Source organism: Mesorhizobium sp. BR1-1-2, from assembly GCF_020165435.1.
Taxonomy (GTDB): Bacteria; Pseudomonadota; Alphaproteobacteria; order Rhizobiales; family Rhizobiaceae; genus Mesorhizobium.
This window is the reverse complement of the sequence record NZ_JAIUID010000003.1, coordinates 126,146-143,503: the sequence shown is the minus strand read 5'-3', so window position 1 is coordinate 143,503 and position 17,358 is coordinate 126,146. Positions and strand designations below refer to the sequence as shown.

Sequence of the window (17,358 nt, the reverse complement as noted above, 5' to 3'; positions counted from 1 at the left end):
ACAGATAGGCTAGGCATGCGGGCAGGAGGCCGCAGACGCATGGCAGTGACGCCGATCGTTCCCGCAGGCGCCCCGGGGATTCCGGCGCGCTGGACGTCGAGCGCCAAGAGCGGCGTCGGCGCGGCGCTTTCGCCGTCGAGCCGCGTCTGGTTCTCGCTCAGCCATGGCATCCTGAACGAAATCTATTATCCCCGTGTCGACAGTGCCTGCACGCGCGACCTCGGCCTGATCGTCACCGGCCCGAACGGATATTTCTCGGAAGAAAAACGCGATGCCGCGCATGGCATCGAACCATTCGAAGAGGGCGTGCCAGCCTACAGGCTGATCAACACCGCCGATGACGGCGCCTACCGGATCGAAAAGCGCATCCTGGCCGACCCGGCGCGACCAACCTTGCTGCAGGAGATCGCCTTCACGCCGCTCAAGGGCGCGCCGGGCGACTACCGCGTCCACGCCTTGCTGGCGCCGCATCTGGTCAATGCAGGCATGGGCAACACCGCCTGGGTAGGCGACCATCAGGGAGAGCCTGTGTTGTTTGCCTCGGGCCGCGGCACCTGCCTGGCGCTGGCCTCATCGCTGCCCTGGCGGAACTGCTCGGCCGGATATGTCGGCGTCTCCGACGGCTGGCAGCAACTCAAGCACACCGGCCTACTCGATCCAGCCTTTCAGCGAGCCGAGGACGGCAATGTCGCGCTGACCGGCGAAATCGGGTTTTCCGCCAACAGCTCCAAAGCCCTGCTGGCGCTGGGCTTCGGGGCGACGCCCGAAGACGCTGCTCGGAACGCCTTCGCCAGTCTCGGGCAGGGTTTCTCGGCGGCGGCAACGTCCTACGTCGAAGAATGGCGCGAATGGCAGGCGGGTCTGCTGCGACTGGATCGCCATGGCGCGTCCGGAGTGAACAGCTACAGGATCTCCACCGCCGTCCTGGCGGCGCACCGGTCATCGCTCATGCCGGGCGCGGCGGTCGCCAGCCTGTCTATCCCATGGGGCTTCGACAAGGGCGACGACGATCTCGGCGGCTACCATCTGGTCTGGCCGCGCGATCTGGTCGAAACGGCGGGCGGCTTTCTCGCCGCCGGTGATGCCGCCTCGGCCCTGCAAACCCTCCACTATCTCCGCTCCATCCAGCAGCCGGACGGCCACTGGCCGCAGAACGCGTGGCTCGACGGATCGGCCTATTGGCCGGGCATCCAGATGGACGAATGCGCCTTTCCGCTGCTGCTGGCCGATGCGCTGCGGCGCCAGGGCCATTTGCCGAGCGCCAGACTCTTTTCCTTCCTGCCGATGATCGAGCGCGCCGCAGCCTATGTCGTGCGCAATGGACCCGTCACCGGCGAGGACCGCTGGGAGGAAGACGCCGGTTACAGCCCGTTCACGCTCGCCGTCGAGATCGCGGCGCTGCTTGCCGCCGCGGATATGCTGGAAGCCTGCGGCAAGCCGGACGCGGCAAGCTATCTGCGCGAAACCGCCGACGGCTGGAACGACCAGGTCGAGCGCTGGACCTATGTCACGGGCACGGAAAGCTGCGAGGCGGTTGGCGTCACCGGCTACTATGTCCGCATCGCACCGCCCGACAGCGCCGAGGCCGGTTCGCCGAAGGACGGCTATGTGCCGATCAAGAACCGCCCGCCCGGCGATGCCGCCCGGCCGGCCCGGGAAGTCGTCAGCCCAGATGCCTTGGCGCTGGTTCGCTTTGGCCTCAGGGCAGCCGACGATCCACGCATCATCGACACGGTCAAGGTCATCGACGCGCAGCTGCGCCGGCAACTGCCGCAGGGGTCGCTCTGGTATCGCTACACCGGCGACGGCTATGGCGAGCACGAGGACGGCGCGCCATTCGACGGCACCGGCCGGGGCCGCCCCTGGCCGCTGCTCGCCGGCGAACGGGCCCACTACGAGCTGGCGGCCGGACGCAAGGACAAGGCGACCTCGCTGCTCGCGGCAATGGAGGGCTCGGCGGGGCCGGGCGGCCTGTTGCCGGAGCAGGTCTGGGACGGTGCCGACCTGCCCGGCCGCGAACTGCTGCATGGCAAGCCCTCGGGCAGCGCCATGCCGCTGGTCTGGGCGCATTCCGAACACATCAAGCTGTTGCGCTCGCTGCGCGACGGCGCGGTGTTCGACATGCCGCCGCAAGGCGTCGAACGCTATATCGACAAAAAGACCGTCTCGCCGTTCAGGACTTGGCGCTTCAACAACAAGATCCGTTCCATGCCGGCCGGCAAGACAATGCGCCTCGAGCTTTTGACGAAGGCGACCGTCCATTGGAGCGTCGACAATTGGGCGACCGTGCATGACAGCGCGACCAGCGAGAATGCTCTCGGCATCCACCTCGCTGATCTGCCGGTCGCCAGCCTGCCCGAGGGGAGCACGCTGATCTTCACTTTTTTCTGGCCCGGCAGCGGCGATTGGGAGAATGTCGACTTCTCCGTCATCATTGGTGAACAGGACAGAGTGTAGATCCTTCCCACCAGATCCTCTTCAAGAGACAAGGACGAGACCATGCAGATCGGAATGATGGGACTGGGCCGGATGGGCGCCAACATGGTCCGGCGCCTGATGCGCGACGGCCACGAATGCGTCGTCTACGACATCAACCCGGCAAGCGTCGCCGCCTTGGTCAAGGACGGCGCGATCGGCGCAGCCTCGATGGAGGAGTTCGTCGGCAAGCTCGCCAAGCCGCGCAGCGCATGGCTGATGCTGCCGGCGGCGATCACCGGCAAGATCGCCGACCAGGTGGCGGCGCTGATGGAACCCGGCGACATCATCATCGATGGCGGCAATTCCTACTATCACGACGCCGTCGACCAGGCGGCTGAGCTCGCGGCCAAGGGCCTCAGCTATGTCGATGTCGGCACCAGCGGCGGCGTCTGGGGGCTGGAGCGCGGCTACTGCCTGATGATCGGCGGCCCGGACGAGGCAGTGCGGCATCTCGATCCGATCTTCGCCACGCTGGCGCCGGGCGCCGACGCCGGCGCCAATCCGGCCAAGGACGCCGGAACCGCGCCCTTCGGCTATCTCCACTGCGGGCCTAGCGGAGCCGGACATTTCGTCAAGATGGTCCATAACGGCATCGAATACGGCGTCATGGCGGCCTACGCGGAGGGCATGAACATCCTGAAGTCGGCCAATGCCGGCAAACGGCAACGTTCGGCCGACGCCGAGACCAGCCCGCTGGAAAACCCGCAATATTACCAGTTCGACATCGACCTCCCCCAGGTCGCCGAAGTCTGGCGGCACGGCAGCGTCATCGGCTCCTGGCTGCTCGACCTCACGGCCGGCGCGCTGAAGGCCGATTCGGCGCTGACCCAGTTCGGCGGCAGGGTCTCGGATTCGGGTGAGGGACGCTGGACGCTGAAGGCAGCCATCGACACCGGCGTGCCGGCCCCGGTGCTGTCCTCGGCCCTGTTCGACCGCTTCTCCTCGCAAGGCGAATCCGAATTCGCCGACAAGCTCCTGTCGGCCATGCGCTATGCCTTCGGCGGCCATGTCGAAAAACCGAAGGCCGGCTCGTGACGGCGACAGGAGAGACGCACTCATGAGCCAGGAACGGTCCGACACGCTGGTGCTCTTCGGGGCAACCGGCGACCTCGCCCACAAGAAGATATTTCCGTCCCTCTACGCCATGGTCGCCAAGGGGACGCTCAGCGAGCCGGTAATCGGCGTCGCCTTCGACGCCTGGGATTTGAAGAAATTGCAGGATCGCGCGCGTGACGGCATCGTCAATGCTCTCGGCAAGATCGACGAGAAAGTGTTCGCCAAGCTCGCTTCGCTGCTACGCTATGTCAGCGGCGACTATCGCGATCCGGCGACGTTCGAGAAACTGAAGGGCGCGCTGGGCACCGCCCAGCGGCCGCTGCACTATATGGCGGTGCCGCCGACCATGTTCGAGACGGTGGTGCAGGGCCTGGAGCAATCGGGCACGGCGCGCGGCGCGCGGCTGATGGTGGAAAAGCCCTTCGGCCATGACCTGCAATCGGCACGCTGGCTGAACCGGGTGCTGCATCTGGTGTTCGACGAACAGTCGATCTTTCGCATCGACCACTATCTCGGCAAGGAAGCGATCCAGAACCTGCTCTATTTCCGCTTTGCCAATTCCTTCCTGGAACCGATCTGGAACCGCAATTTCGTGGAGAGCGTGCAGATCACCATGGCCGAGGATTTCGGCATCGACGGGCGCGGCCGCTTCTATGACGAGGTCGGCTGCGTCAGGGACGTGATCGAGAATCATCTGCTCAACATCCTCCTGCTGCTGGCGATGGAACCGCCCGTCGGCCGTTCCGCCGACGACCTGATCGACGAGAAGGTGCAGGTGCTGCGCGCGATCCGCACCTTGACCAAGGACGATATCGTGCGCGGCCAGTTCGACGGCTATCTCGCCGAGCCCGGCGTGGCGCCCAACTCGCCGGTCGAAACCTTCGCCGCGGTGCGCTTCCTCGTCGACACCTGGCGCTGGCGGGACGTGCCGTTCTTCATCCGCGCCGGCAAGAACATGCCGGTGCATGCCACGGAGGTGATCGTGCGGCTGAAGCGCCCGCCGCTCGATGTCTTCGACCCGATCAAGCCGAACGACGCCAATTATGTGCGCTTCCGCATCGACCCGCAGGTGGCGATCTCGATCGGCGCGCAGCGCAAGGCGGCGGGCGACGACATGATCGGCGAGCAGGTCGAACTGACGGCGCTCGACGACAGCAAGGGCGACATGCCGCCCTATGAACGGCTGATCGGCGATGCCATGAACGGCAATGGCCAGCTTTTCACCCGCCAGGACGCCAGCGAGCTCGCCTGGCGGATCGTCGGGCCGGTGCTCGGCGACACCACGCCGCCGCATCTTTATGAACCGAAGACCTGGGGGCCGGCCGAGGCGATGAACGGCTTCGGGCCGCCGAACGGCTGGATCAATCCATCGAAATAGGCTGGGAGACGGCAGCATGGCCAGGACGGCAAGGCCGAAAACGGCGAGCAGCAACCCGACCGTGCTGTCGATCGACATCGGCGGCTCGCACATCAAGATCCTTACCAGCGCAGGCGGGGCTGAGCGCCGCGCCGATTCCGGGCCGGATCTGATGCCCCAGCAGATGATCGACGCGGTGAAGGCGCTGGCCGACGGGCTCTCCTACGACGTCGTCTCGATGGGCTATCCCGGCCCGGTGCATCACAACAGGCCGTTGCTCGATCCCGCCAATCTCGGCAAGGGCTGGGCCGGCTTCGACTTCGCCGCGCAGTTCGGCAAGCCGGTCAAGGTGGTCAACGACGCGCTGATGCAGGCCATCGGTAGCTATGAAGGCGGTCGCATGCTGTTCCTGGGGCTGGGAACCGGCCTGGGTGCGGCGATGATCGTCGACAATGTAGCCCAGCCGATGGAGCTCGCCCATCTTCCCTACAAGAAGGGCAAGAGCTTCGAGGACTATGTCGGTGAACGCGGCCTGGTGAAACGCGGCAAGAAGAAGTGGCGCAAATCCGTTTTCGACGTCGTCGAGAGGCTGCGCGCCGCCATGCAGCCCGATTATGTCGTCATCGGCGGCGGCAATGTCGACAAGCTCGACGATTTGCCCGCCGACAGCAGGCGCGGCGACAACACACGCGCCTTCGAAGGCGGATTTCGTCTGTGGCGAGACAAGGCCCTGATCGTCTGATAGTATTACAGTTCAGTATAGTTATTCAAAATAATGTGCGACGCCGTGCCAAGTCGTTGCATTGCGCAGATTTGCCGACTAGGAATTCCGGCGCACTACATCGCGACGCACCGCGCGGGACGCGCAAAGACGCCGCCGCACTTTGACTTTGCGCATCATCCCATCCGAAACCGTGCCGATTTCGGGCCCCATACGCCATAGACGGAGGAAAATAGATTGACCGACGACAGCAACGACGCTCGCAAGGATATCGACCTTCTCGAGCTGACCGCCCATATCGTGTCGGCTTACGTCGAGAAGAACCGCCTGCCCGCCTCCGGCCTGGCAGACCTCATCGCCAGCGTCAGCGCGTCGATCAGCGGGCTCGGCCAGCCGGCCGCTCCCGTGACGGCGCCGCTCGTGCCGGCGGTCAACCCCAAGAAGTCGGTGACGCCGGATTTCATCATCTGCCTGGAGGACGGCAAGAAGTTCAAATCGCTGAAGCGTCATCTGGGCGTGCATTTCGGCCTGACGCCGGACGCCTACCGCGCCAAATGGGGCTTGCCGTCGGACTATCCGATGGTCGCTCCCAATTACGCGGCCTCGCGTTCGGAACTGGCGAAGTCGATCGGTCTCGGCCGCAAGGCCGCCGCCCCGAAAGCGCCTGCCAGGGGCAGGAAGGCCAAGGTCTCGGCCTGAGCGCATTCCGGCGCTGAGCCAATTGGTTGATGGAGGCCTGCCGGCGATTCTGTCTTGGCAGGCTTCATGCTTTTGTGGCTTGGATGAGCCAGACAGGCCTCGGGGGAAGCCATGAACTATACCAGGATGGTGATCGAGAAAGAGGCGCCGGAGGAATACGGCTACGACCGCATCCGCTACAATCTCTCCGAAAGTTCGATCGCCGACCAGAAGCTCTCCGACCTCGGCCTGTCGCTGCCCGATCTTACGCTCTTCTATGGCGAGCATCGCGGGGACAGGGGATTGCGCGCGCTGATCGCGGCGCAGGACGCCGGCGTTTCGCCAGATGATGTGCTGATCACCGCGGGTGCGGCCGGCGCGCTGTTCATCGTCGCCACGTCGCTTCTGTCGGCAAGCGACCATCTCGTCGTCGTCCGGCCCAACTACGCCACCAACATCGAAACCCCGAGGGCGATCGGCTGTGCCATCAGCTTTGTCGACCTCGCCTTCGAGGACGGCTTCGCCATCGACGTCGAGCGCCTCAAGGCGGCGATCCAGCCCAACACCCGCCTGATCAGCGTCACCTGTCCGCACAATCCGACCGGAACCATGTTGTCTCGTGCCGATCTCGACACGTTGATAGCGCTCGCCGAAAGCCGCCGTTGCCATCTGCTGGTCGACGAGACCTACCGCGACCTCTCCTATGGGAGACGTCTGCCCCCGGCAGCTTCGCTGAGCCAGCGGGCGATCAGCGTCTCGTCGCTGTCGAAAGCCTTCGGCATTCCCGGCATCCGCATCGGCTGGCTGGTGACCAGGGATGCGGGCCTCCAGGAGAAATTCCTGGCCGCCAAGGAGCAGATAGGCATCTGCGGCAGCGTCATCGACGAGGGCATTGCGCGCGGCATGCTCGAACGTCGCGACGCCTTCCTCGCCAGGCTGTTGCCTGAGATGGCCAGGCGCCGCGACATCGTCCAGGCGTGGGTCGACGGTGAGCCGCTGGTCAGCTGGGTGCGGCCCGATGGCGGTGTCGTCGGCTTCCCGCGTCTGAACGTCGAGCCCGGCTTCGACCTCGACCGGTTTTATGGCACCCTGCTGGAGAGCCATGGCACCTATGTCGGGCCCGGCCACTGGTTCGAAATGCCGAAGCGCTTCTTCCGCATCGGTTTTGGCTGGCCGACGGAGGCGCAATTGCAGGGCGGGCTCGATGCCATCTCCGCCGCGATGAGGGAATGATTTTTCACCCCGCCTACAGGCAGGCAGGAAAGCTCAGTTCGCTGCCGGAACGGAACAGCTCAGATCGCCTTCCTTGCAGTTCAGGTAACCCTCGAAATCCTTGACCCGGGATTGCGTCAGGCCATCCATGCACATCGAGAGGAGCATGGGGACCATGCTGCCTCCGGCCGCTCCCGCGGTCTGGAAATTGCACTCGGCGTCGCGGAACTTGATCCAATCCTGCTGCGCTTGAACAAGAAGCTTCTTGGTATCCGCGTCGTCCTTCAGGCGGGTTTCGATCTGCTTGTAAAGTTCGTTGAGCTTCTTGTCGGATTTCCTGAACGAAGCATCGGCGCACTGGTTCATGGTGGCCTGATCCTTGGCGTCGGCGCACTTGTCCTTTGCAAAAGCGAAAGCCGGCATGGCCAGAACCACGGCGGCGGTCAGAATTGCGGTTTTCATCGGTTCTCGTCCTCTTTGCAGATGAGCGGCATCGTCATTCCGTAACGGTTTCGGCGAAGCACCTGGCCAGCTTTTCCGGTGCCCCAAGCTTCTTCGCCCAGGATACCAGTTCAGGCTTTTCCGATGGATCGGCATAGCCGCCCCATACGTCACGAAACTGCTTCCTTCCGTCGACTGTCTGGAAGAACATCACGCCGTCATCACTAACAGGCGTGGAGACATACGCGGCGCTCCAGTTGCCGCTTTCCAAGATGGTGATGAACTTGGCGCGGGCGGGCTTGAACTTATTGTCCATCGCCGAAGCGACGAGCGGTGCATATTCCTGTTTGCGTGCCTTCGTCACTTCGACCTTGACGCCGTCGCAGGCATCGTTCGCGAAAGCAGATGTCGGTATCAACCCCGCCAGCCCGATCATGACGATTTTGGCGTGCCGTCGAACCAAGTCGCCGAGTTCAGACATAGGTGGTTTCCTCTTCCTTCGCGGAGTGTGGCTGTCAGTCGGAATCGCCGTCATCCGACGAATTGTCATCGTCAGGCGCATCGACCTGGCAGCCAATGCCATTGCACCCCTGATAGTTGCCCTGCGTATCGAAGTTTGGATTGCCTTGCCTGTCGTATTGCGGCCTGTCGTCGATGCTTTGATCCCCATCATCAGGGTCATCGACTTTGCATCCGATCCCATGGCAGCCAATGTATCTGCCTCGCGTATCGAAATTGGGATTACCTTGCTTGTCGTATTGCGGCCTGGTGTCGATGGTCTGATCGTCGGTGGTGCAGCCGGCGACCGACAGTAAAACACTGGCGATAACCGAATAAACTATACGTTTCATGATTTATTCTCCTCGCTCCCCGGCGGCAGAGGTTCATCCGTCGATCGGAAGACGATCCGAAGAGGACAAAAAGCTTCGCGGACCACGAAAGGCCCGGGCTGTGGCCCATGCATTCGACGACTTTGCGGCCGGCTGTCGCAATTGCCCAAGTCGAGGGAACGCTCCCAGCGGGAGCCGCCTTGGCGAATGTCCATTTCCCTCTCCATGCCTAGCGCCCATCCGCCCAAGCATGCCAACGATCCGCCGGCGCGGTTGATGTATCCATAGGTTGTAACCGATATAGCCGGCTAGCAAGGGGAAATTGCCAGATCTTGAGTTCTGTTTTGAAAATGCTTAATAATCCAGTAAGCACCCTCCTTGATTAGCAAGTACTTAAATGCAATTGACAGAAAGGAGCCAGCAAAAAGATTGCTGGTTACGCCTACGCTTTTCGCACTACTCCAAAATAAAATGGTCTATTTATTTCAATTCACAAGGGGCGACGATATAAAAGGGTAAAATGACGCTCGGCATTATCGCCAGAACCCCAATGTATTGGTAGGTTTCGGCCAAGCCAATGGGCAGGCCGAAAGAATGCTGCTCACTGATCGGCTTTCAAGGCTATCGCGTGAACGACGGGGGAGGTCTTCGAGACCTCCGATAGGCTTTCCTGTCCCGCTGGGTCTTGTGGGTGAGTTTCGCGTGCGTTCGATGGAACACATCAGAAAATCCTTGATCCAGAACCTGTTTTTTGCGCGCGTCATACGTCGAACTGGGCTAAAGGGTTCCCCGGCCGGACCAGCGTCCATCGTGGAAGTGCCCCGCCGGCCTCCATCCTTCTAACGGGGCCTCGTTCCATGACCTCCGAACAGATATCACCGGACCAGCGCTATGCCGCGTTCCGCCATCGCTCCTTCCTGAGCTATTGGGCGGCGCGCTTCCTCACCACATTCGCCACCATGATCGTGTCCGTCGCGGTCGGCTGGCAGATGTACGACCTGACCCGCGACCCGCTCGATCTCGGCCTTGTCGGCATCGTCCAGTTCCTGCCTTCGCTGCTCCTGGTGCTGGTCACCGGGGTCGTCGCCGATCGCTTCGGCCGCCGGCTGATCATGGCGCTGGCGGTGCTACTCGAGGCGATCTGCGCGCTCGCGCTGCTCATCCTGACCCTGCGCGGCATCAGCGGCCCGCTGCCAATCTTCATCGTGCTCGCCATGTTCGGCATCGCCCGCGCCTTCTTCGGACCGGCCTCGTCGTCGCTGTTCGCCAATCTGGTGCCGCCCCGGGATTTCGCCAACGCCATTGCCTGGAACTCGTCGGCCTGGCAGACGGCGACCATCGTCGGGCCGGTCGCCGGCGGCCTGCTCTACGGCGTATCGGCCGAGGTGGCCTATGGCACGGCCACGGCGCTGATGCTCGTCGCCGGGCTGCTGATCTTCACCATACCGAGGCCGGCCCAGCGCAGCGAGACCGACAAGCCGACCATGCAGACCCTGTTCGCCGGCTTCGGTTACATCTGGGGCGAGAAGATCGTGCTTGGCGCCATCTCGCTCGATCTCTTCGCCGTGCTCCTGTCCGGCGCCTCGGCGCTGCTGCCGATCTATGCCCGCGACATATTGCAACTCGGCCCCTGGGGGCTTGGTTTGCTGCGCTCGGCGCCAGGGGTGGGTGCCATCTGTGTCGCCATCTGGCTCGCTGGTCATCCTATCCGAAACCACGCGGGCCTGATCATGCTCGGCTTCGTGGCCGCGTTCGGCGCCTTTACGGTGCTGTTCGGCCTGTCGACCATCGCCTGGCTGTCGATCCTGGCATTGGCCTTCCTCGGCGCCACCGACATGTTCAGCGTCTACATCAGGGAAACCTTGATCCAGCTCTGGACCCCCGATCATGTCCGTGGCCGCGTCAACGCCGTCAATCAGGTCTTCGTCGGCGCCTCCAACGAGCTCGGCGAATTCCGCGCCGGCACCATGGCGGCGCTGATCGGCACGGTGCCGGCCGTCGTCATCGGCGGCGTCGGCGCCATCGCCGTTGCCGGCCTGTGGGCCTACCTGTTCCCGGCGCTCCGAAGGGTGCGGCACCTCAATGGACGAAACTGACGGGGCATCGAATTCAGGTCCACCGGTATCGGCGGGCTGCGAATCTGTGCTAAGCCGCCGCCCGACCAACCAAAGGATGATACCTGTGAGCGAACCGACCGTGGCTGAGGCAACCGAGAGTATCTATGTGTCCCTGCGAGCGGACAATGCCGATCTCGACGCCCATATCGCGACGCTTAAGGCAGCGCTGGCACGAGAGGGGATGAAGCAGGCGGTGTTCGATCCCACCAAACTGGCGCAGAACAACCGCTCGGGCCGCAAATTGATGCAGGCTTATTTTCGCCAGCGCGGCGTGAGCGTGACGTTTTCGAACTAGCAGGCGTTAAACGACCCGCCATCAGGGGATGGTTGTGCCGCCACCGCGCCGTCGGCCGCCGAAAATCAGCACCAGGAACTCGTCCAGCCAGCGCTTGAGGTGCATGTCCCAGATGAGCCGGCCGCCGAGATGGTCGCGGCCGGGCTGGGCGCCCGGCAGTTCGAAGCGGTGCGCGCCGCGCACCACCCAGCGCTGCATCATCAGCCTGGTCAATTCGCCATGGAACTGGATGCCCCAGGCATTGTCGCGGTAGCGGAAAGCCTGGTTGGGATAGGTCTCGGCGGTCGCCAGCAAGGTCGCGTCGCTCGGCAGCGAAAAACCTTCGCGGTGGAACTGATAGACCATTTCCGGCCAGCGCATCAGTTTCTGGCCCGCTTCCGTCGCCTTCAACGGATACCAGCCGATCTCGACCAGCCCTTCGCCATGCCCCTCGACCCTGCCGCCCAAATGGTTGACCAGCATCTGCGCACCAAGGCAGATGCCCAGCAGCGGCCGATTCTCCCGCAGCGGAACCTCAAGCCATTCGGTCTCGCGGCGGACGAACTCGTCCTCGTCATTGGCGCTCATGGGCCCGCCGAACACCACGGCCCCGGCATGGCCGTCGAGCGTCTCTGGCAAGGCATCGCCAAGCGGCGGACGGCGGATGTCGAGTTCGAAACCCTCTTCGAGAAGCATGTGGCCGACGCGCCCGGGGCTCGAATTCTCCTGATGCAGCACGATCAGGATTCTTGGCTTCGAAGGCGGCGGCTTCGGCGGCATCGGCGGATGGACCCTATTCGTCGCTCGACGTTCCACGGGCGCCCGGCGCCTCGGCCGCCGCCTTGCGGCGCGCCTCGATGCGGTCCTGGCGTTCGACGCCGATCAGCTCGGCAACGCGCCAGACCGTGTTGTCTTCCAACTCGTGCAGCTCGCCATCGGCATAGACGATCTCCCACATCAGGCCGATGAAAGCCTTGCGGCCTTCGGCATCGAGGTGGCGCTTCAGCACGCTGGTGAAGGCATAGAGGTCGATCGCCTCGTTGTCGGCGCGCTCGCCGGCGGCGGCCAGCGCGTCGAGCTCGTTGCCGCTGACCGAATAGGCCTGCGCCAGCACTGCCTTGAACCGCTCCCACTCGACGTCCTGGCGCACGCCGTCGGCGCTCATCACGTGGTAGAGCAGCGCCGAAGCCGCTACGCGCGGGTCATCGGCGCTGGCGCGGGCGCCGGCGCCGGTCGGCAAATCCCTCAGAAACGACAGGACGCGTTCGAACATCGATCCATTCCCAAACGGCCGGACCATCCGGCCAACTCAAAACAACCGGAACCGGCGCGGCGACTTTTCCGCCGCATCGTCCGGGTCGACGCCGGGATCGTCCGGCAGGCGTGCCAGTTCCTGCGCCGGCTCGACGGCCTCGGCATCGGCGGGCACCGCGGCGAAAGCCTGCGCCGTCACCGGCCTGACGTGGTCCTGGTCGTTCTCGGCCTGCCTGCCCGCCGTCTCGCCGCCTGGGCCAGCATGATCGATCACCTCGACCGGTTCTTCCTGCGCCGACCTGCCCGGCGCCTCGATAGCCACCGCCGGGGCGCCCGGCGCATCGTCACGGCTGTCGATCAGCTGGCCGAGACGCTCCATCGGGGCGCGCCACTCGAAGGCGTCGAGCCGGCCGGTGACCGGCGATACCGGCGCCCAGCGCTCCGAGACGACGCCGTCGGCGACCCAGGCCGGATCGCGCGGCGCCCGCACCGCCTTGGACAGGAGCTGCCGCACCTTGCCCTGGTCGCCGGTCTCGGCTTCTTCGATGTCGGCCAGAAGCAGATAGGCGCCCTCGCGGCGGTCCATCCGGATCGCCGCCTCGGCCTCGCGGCGGGCGGTCGCAAAATCCTGTGCATCGAGCGCGGCGCGCGCCACCGTCATCGAGGATTCGGCGTGGTTCTTCCTCATCTCCTGCAATTTCTTCGCCCGGTTGAGGCGATCGAGCACGGCGTCACCTGGCCTTGCATGGGTATAGAGCTCCGCTATCTCCGGATGCGGTTCGGCCCTCCAGGCCGTCTCGAGTATCTTCGAGCCCTTGCGCACGTCGTTCTGGCGAAACAGCAGCGTCGCAGCCGCGACCGCGGCCGGCGCGAACTCCGGCTGCAGCCGATTGGCCTCTATCGCCGCCGTTCGGGCGGCCGCGGGATCGCTGTCGGCGAGTGACTGCGCCTTGGCGGTCAACAGCACGGCGCGTCGGCGGTTGGCGGCGTCGCGTTCGATCTGGCGGGTCGCCTTCTGCGCCTCGACCAACTTCAGCGCGCCGTCCCAGTCGCCGCGCCCGGTCAGCTCTTCAAGCGTCGATTCGGCCGCCCAGGCCAGTTGCGGCGCCATGCCGGCGGCGCGCCCGGCATAGTGCCTGGCGGCATTGCGGTCCCCCAGGCGCTCGGCTTCGAGATAAAGTCCGCGCAGGCCGAGCAACCGCATCTCGGGATCGTCGAGCATGCTCTCGAATTTCTGGCGCGCGCCTTCGTGGTCGCCTTCGAGGAGCGAAGCCTGGGCCTCGAGCAGATGGATCAATGGCTCCTGGTCGGAGCGGATCAGCTTGGCCGCTTCCTTGGTCTTCTTGCGGGCCAGCGCGCCGTCGCCGGCGCCGGCGGCGATCATGCCGGTCGACAGCGCCTGATAGCCGCGGTCGCGGCGCCGCACCCGGAAATAGCGCGAAATGGTGTAGGGGCTGTTCCAAACCGACTTGATCAGCCACCACAGGATCATCACCGCCGCGACGACAGCGACCACCGCCACCGCCGCCACCATCAGGCTGACCTGATACTGGTAGCCGTTGAAGGTGATGACCATGTCGCCCGGCCGGTCCGCCAGCCAGGCAAAGCCCAGGCCCAGCGCGAAGACGACGGCGAGGAAGAGCAGGATTCGGATCATCGCTGGTTCCTCACGCCTTCATCGCGCCTGATATCAGCGCATCGATCAGCGTTTCGACCTCGATGCGTGCCTTCAGCTTGCCGGCAAAATCGGCGCCGGCCGCCTTTGCAGGCGCGGGCAGCGTCTCATATTCGGTGAGCGCCTTGGCATAGTCGCCCTGATTGACCGCCACCTCCATGCGCGCAATGGTTTCCGGTGCGCCGGCGCCCTGGACAGCGCCGATCGGCCGGACCTTGACCAGCGCTTCGGCGCTCGACAGAAGGTTCTGCAGCAGCCCGGCATTCTCGTCGACCGGCGTGGCCGCCGCGACCATGGCGTTGGCTGCGGCATCCATTTGCGATGCGATCTCGGTGCGGGTCTGGACGCCCTTTTTCGCGTAGGCACGCAGGGCCGCAAGCTGAGGCGCGTCCGGCGCGATCGCGGCGAAGGTCTCAAGCTCGGCACCGAACGGCGCGCCACGGTCGAGCGCCGCCTTCAATGCCGAAGCGGCGATGGCGAGCGCGACCTTCGGCTGTCCGGCCTGCGCCTCGACCTTGCCGGAAAGCTGCGCCACCGACTGCTCCAGCGCGGTGAGCCGGCCGTCCTGCTTCGCCGCCGCCTCGCCGGCAGATTTCACCAGCGCATCGAGGCCGGCCAGCCTTTCATTGAGCGGACCGAGATCGACTGGGGCCGGGTTGCCGGCCTTGCCGAGCGCCGCGACCGCCGTCTCGATCTGCCTTACCTTGTCACCAAGCGCGGCCAGCCCGGCATTGTCGCCCGCTCCGCCTTGCTCGACCGCCGATTTGAGCGCCGCGACATCCGTCCTGACCTGATCCAATGCCGCGGACAACCCGTCGACCTTGGCCGACGCACCGCCGTCGCCGCCTGCCTGCCTCAGATCCGCGATCTCGGTTCTGAGCGCGGCGATCTCGCCGTTGACGCCTTCGAGCGAGACGCTGGGACCGGAGCCCGGCGCGCCGAGCAGGCCGGCGAACTGCAATCCGCCGGCGCCGACCAGCGCGATGACCCCGCCGATGATGCCGGCCGCGATGCCGTTGACCCGCTTCGGCGGTGGCGGTGCGGATACGGTTTTCCCGTTCCCTGCCGAGGCGCCGGTCGCCGGCCCGGCCGGATCAGGTTCGGCGCGCTTTGCCGATGCATCCTCGAAACTGTAGTCGAAGGCGCCGGCCTTGCCAGCGGCGTCGTCCGGGGAACCGGGGTAGGCCGCCGTCGGTTCGTCTGCCTTGGCGGCGCTTTCCCCGGATCGTCCCGATCGGGGCGCTGTCGCCTCGGCGTGCTCCCAGGGCTCGAGATCGGTCTGGTCGGCGTGCACAGGCTCTTCGGGCGCCTCCGGCTGCGAGGCGTTCGCGGCTTCCTCCGCCTTGGCCTCGTCGGTTTGCGCCCCGGCCTTGGCGGCATTCTCGTCGGCGATGCGGGAAACGGCGCCGGGCTCGAGTTCGATGGTCACCGGCTCGCGGCGGCTTTTCGAATGTCGCATCTTCGGCGTCTTGACCATGCTTGGGCTCCGCGAATTCGCTTAGGGATGGTTCAAAGAGGGTCTAGCACATCACCAAGCGGTGAAAAGGGGCGGTGTGATGACGCGGCTCAGCGCCCGGGCCGCAAAAGCGAAAGCAGCGCATCCTCGTCGGGCCGTGCAGCTATGCGGATACGGTCGCCAGCGACGTCGCCAAGGACGGCGGCGATGCGATGTGACAGGGCAAAAACCCGCGTCTTGCCAAAAATTTCGTGCAGCGCAGGCCGCCTGACCAGGACCCGCAGCGCGTCAGCCGCCCTGGCGGAATAGAGCAGCACCGCATCCGCGGTTTGCCCCGACAGACGGGCAAGCACGGCCTCATCCGAATAGGTCACGGCGAGCGTGTCGTATGTCTCGACGGGGCGGACCCCGACATCGGCAGCTTGCAGCCGCTGCTCGAATGCCGGGAAGCGCACACGTCCGCAGAGATAGACAATGGTCTTGCCCTGGAATTCGCCGGCAAGACTGCCGGCAAGACCCTCGGCATTGCCGGGACCTTCGCTGACGGACAAAAACCCTGCTTCACGCGCGGCTTGCGCGGTCCTCTTGCCGACGGCATGGCAAGGCGAGTCCGAAAGCCGGGCGACGACCTCCTTCGGCGCAAAACGCACGGCATTGGCGCTGGTCACCGCAACGGCCACGGCATCACCGATGACGAGGTCGGCATCGATCGGCAACGCCACCGTCTCGGTCAGTGGCAAAAGCACCGGTAGAAACCCCATGTCCTGCAGCAGTCGCGCGGTGCGGGAGGCGCCCGGTTCCGGCCGCGTCACCAGAACGCGCTGCACCGTCAGGCCCAGCCGTCGAAGAATGTCTCGCCGGCCCTGGCCCGCACCGTCCTTGCCGCCTCTTCGCCGATAAGGGCGGCATCCAGCGCCGGGCCTTTCATCTCGACCATGTGCGACTGCGTACCATCAGGCGAGATGATCAATCCCGCGAAAGAAAGGTCCGCGCCGTCTATCACGGCATGACCGGCAATCGGTGTGCGGCAGGAGCCGTCGAGGGCCGCCAGGAAAGCGCGCTCGCAAGCCAGCGCCTGTCCGGTCGGCAGGTCATGGATGGCCGCCAGCATCTGTTCGACGTCGCCATCGCCGATGCGGGTTTCGATACCGATCGCGCCTTGGCCCGGCGCCGGCGGAAAGATGTCGAGCGGGATCAGATCGGTAACCACATGGCCGAGCCCGAGCCGCTTCAGCCCGGCATGGGCGAGGATGGTGCCGGCGGCCACGCCTTCATCGAGCTTGCGCAGTCGCGTCTGCACATTGCCACGGAACATCACCACGTCGAGATCCGGCCGCATGCGGCGGATCAGCGCCTGCCGCCTGAGCGACGAGGAGCCGACTTTCGCCCCTTTGGGCAGGTCGGCGATCGTCTTCGCCGCCTTGCCTACAAAAGCGTCGCGTGCATCCTCACGCGGCAAAAAGGCTGAGAGCTCCAGGCCGTCGGGCAACTGCGTCGGCATGTCCTTCGAGGAATGCACGGCAATGTCGATCGCGCGGGCGAGCAGCGCCTCCTCGATCTCCTTGGTGAACAGGCCCTTGCCGCCAGCTTCCGACAGCGGCCGGTCCTGGATGCGGTCGCCGCTGGTCGAGATGACGACGATTTCGAACGCGTCTTGCGGCAAACCATGCGCCGCCATAAGCCGCGCCTGGGTTTCCTGTGCCTGCGCCAGCGCCAGCGGGCTACCGCGTGTTCCGATCTTCAAGATTGTTTGCATGGCGCGCGGTCCGTGATAACTGCCGGCAGGCGAAGTCGCCTTTTCCGGGCGTC

The 17,358-nt window shown here is 65.0% G+C and carries 17 protein-coding genes; 8 read left to right on the top strand and 9 right to left on the bottom strand.

From position 1 onward, the window contains the following. Window positions 1-39: 39 nt before the first annotated feature. From LB551_RS07185 to LB551_RS07160, 6 genes are all read left to right on the top strand, one after another. Window positions 40-2,457 (top strand): glucan 1,4-alpha-glucosidase, encoded by a 2,418-nt coding sequence (locus LB551_RS07185; protein WP_224658656.1) that lies wholly within the window; start codon window positions 40-42, stop codon window positions 2,455-2,457. A gap of 42 nt (window positions 2,458-2,499) precedes the next feature. Then, a complete protein-coding gene (gene gnd, locus LB551_RS07180) occupies window positions 2,500-3,513 on the top strand; it encodes a phosphogluconate dehydrogenase (NAD(+)-dependent, decarboxylating) (RefSeq protein ID WP_224625099.1) in 1,014 nt (337 codons plus the stop codon). A gap of 22 nt (window positions 3,514-3,535) precedes the next feature. Continuing rightward, on the top strand, window positions 3,536-4,912 hold the full coding sequence (gene zwf / locus LB551_RS07175; RefSeq protein WP_224658655.1) for a glucose-6-phosphate dehydrogenase: 1,377 nt from the start codon (window positions 3,536-3,538) through the stop codon (window positions 4,910-4,912). A 16-nt stretch (window positions 4,913-4,928) separates the two neighbouring features. Further along, window positions 4,929-5,633: an ROK family protein gene (locus LB551_RS07170; protein ID WP_224658654.1), complete on the top strand. Its 705-nt coding sequence runs from the start codon at window positions 4,929-4,931 to the stop codon at window positions 5,631-5,633. Between the two features lie 216 nt (window positions 5,634-5,849). Next, window positions 5,850-6,311 carry a MucR family transcriptional regulator gene (locus LB551_RS07165; RefSeq protein ID WP_224658653.1) on the top strand — a complete coding sequence of 154 codons (462 nt, stop codon included), beginning with the start codon at window positions 5,850-5,852 and terminating at the stop codon, window positions 6,309-6,311. A gap of 111 nt (window positions 6,312-6,422) precedes the next feature. After that, window positions 6,423-7,523: an aminotransferase class I/II-fold pyridoxal phosphate-dependent enzyme gene (locus tag LB551_RS07160; RefSeq protein ID WP_224658652.1), complete on the top strand. Its 1,101-nt coding sequence runs from the start codon at window positions 6,423-6,425 to the stop codon at window positions 7,521-7,523. A 33-nt stretch (window positions 7,524-7,556) separates the two neighbouring features. On the opposite strand, the gene LB551_RS07155 is transcribed toward LB551_RS07160, so the two are convergent. Genes LB551_RS07155 through LB551_RS07145 form a run of 3 tightly spaced genes read right to left on the bottom strand, consistent with a single transcriptional unit; the run spans window position 7,557 to window position 8,794 of the window. Beyond that, window positions 7,557-7,964, bottom strand: a complete 408-nt coding sequence (locus tag LB551_RS07155) for a lysozyme inhibitor LprI family protein (RefSeq protein ID WP_224659010.1) — start codon at window positions 7,962-7,964, stop codon at window positions 7,557-7,559. 34 nt (window positions 7,965-7,998) lie between these two features. Further along, window positions 7,999-8,424, bottom strand: a complete 426-nt coding sequence (locus tag LB551_RS07150; RefSeq protein ID WP_224658651.1) for a hypothetical protein — start codon at window positions 8,422-8,424, stop codon at window positions 7,999-8,001. Window positions 8,425-8,458: 34 nt separating this feature from the next. Next, window positions 8,459-8,794 (bottom strand): hypothetical protein, encoded by a 336-nt coding sequence (locus tag LB551_RS07145; protein WP_224658650.1) that lies wholly within the window; start codon window positions 8,792-8,794, stop codon window positions 8,459-8,461. Window positions 8,795-9,630: 836 nt separating this feature from the next. On the opposite strand from LB551_RS07145, the gene LB551_RS07140 reads away from it, so the two are divergent. Further along, window positions 9,631-10,869, top strand: coding sequence for an MFS transporter (locus LB551_RS07140; protein ID WP_224658649.1), 1,239 nt, complete (start codon window positions 9,631-9,633; stop codon window positions 10,867-10,869). A gap of 76 nt (window positions 10,870-10,945) precedes the next feature. After that, window positions 10,946-11,185 carry a hypothetical protein gene (locus LB551_RS07135; RefSeq protein ID WP_224659009.1) on the top strand — a complete coding sequence of 80 codons (240 nt, stop codon included), beginning with the start codon at window positions 10,946-10,948 and terminating at the stop codon, window positions 11,183-11,185. A gap of 21 nt (window positions 11,186-11,206) precedes the next feature. Here the strand turns inward: LB551_RS07135 and LB551_RS07130 are convergent, their stop codons facing one another. From LB551_RS07130 to hemC, 6 genes are all read right to left on the bottom strand, one after another. Beyond that, window positions 11,207-11,944, bottom strand: coding sequence for a glutamine amidotransferase (locus LB551_RS07130; RefSeq protein ID WP_224658648.1), 738 nt, complete (start codon window positions 11,942-11,944; stop codon window positions 11,207-11,209). A 13-nt stretch (window positions 11,945-11,957) separates the two neighbouring features. Beyond that, window positions 11,958-12,437, bottom strand: coding sequence for a TerB family tellurite resistance protein (locus tag LB551_RS07125; protein ID WP_140550682.1), 480 nt, complete (start codon window positions 12,435-12,437; stop codon window positions 11,958-11,960). A 36-nt stretch (window positions 12,438-12,473) separates the two neighbouring features. Beyond that, on the bottom strand, window positions 12,474-14,075 hold the full coding sequence (locus tag LB551_RS07120; RefSeq protein WP_140550683.1) for a heme biosynthesis protein HemY: 1,602 nt from the start codon (window positions 14,073-14,075) through the stop codon (window positions 12,474-12,476). A gap of 10 nt (window positions 14,076-14,085) precedes the next feature. Beyond that, window positions 14,086-15,570, bottom strand: a complete 1,485-nt coding sequence (locus tag LB551_RS07115; protein WP_224658647.1) for a COG4223 family protein — start codon at window positions 15,568-15,570, stop codon at window positions 14,086-14,088. Window positions 15,571-15,659: 89 nt separating this feature from the next. Continuing rightward, on the bottom strand, window positions 15,660-16,376 hold the full coding sequence (locus LB551_RS07110) for a uroporphyrinogen-III synthase (RefSeq protein ID WP_224658646.1): 717 nt from the start codon (window positions 16,374-16,376) through the stop codon (window positions 15,660-15,662). 2 nt (window positions 16,377-16,378) lie between these two features. Then, complete coding sequence (gene hemC / locus LB551_RS07105) at window positions 16,379-17,305, bottom strand: hydroxymethylbilane synthase (RefSeq protein ID WP_224658645.1); 927 nt, start codon at window positions 17,303-17,305, stop codon at window positions 16,379-16,381. Window positions 17,306-17,358: the final 53 nt, after the last annotated feature.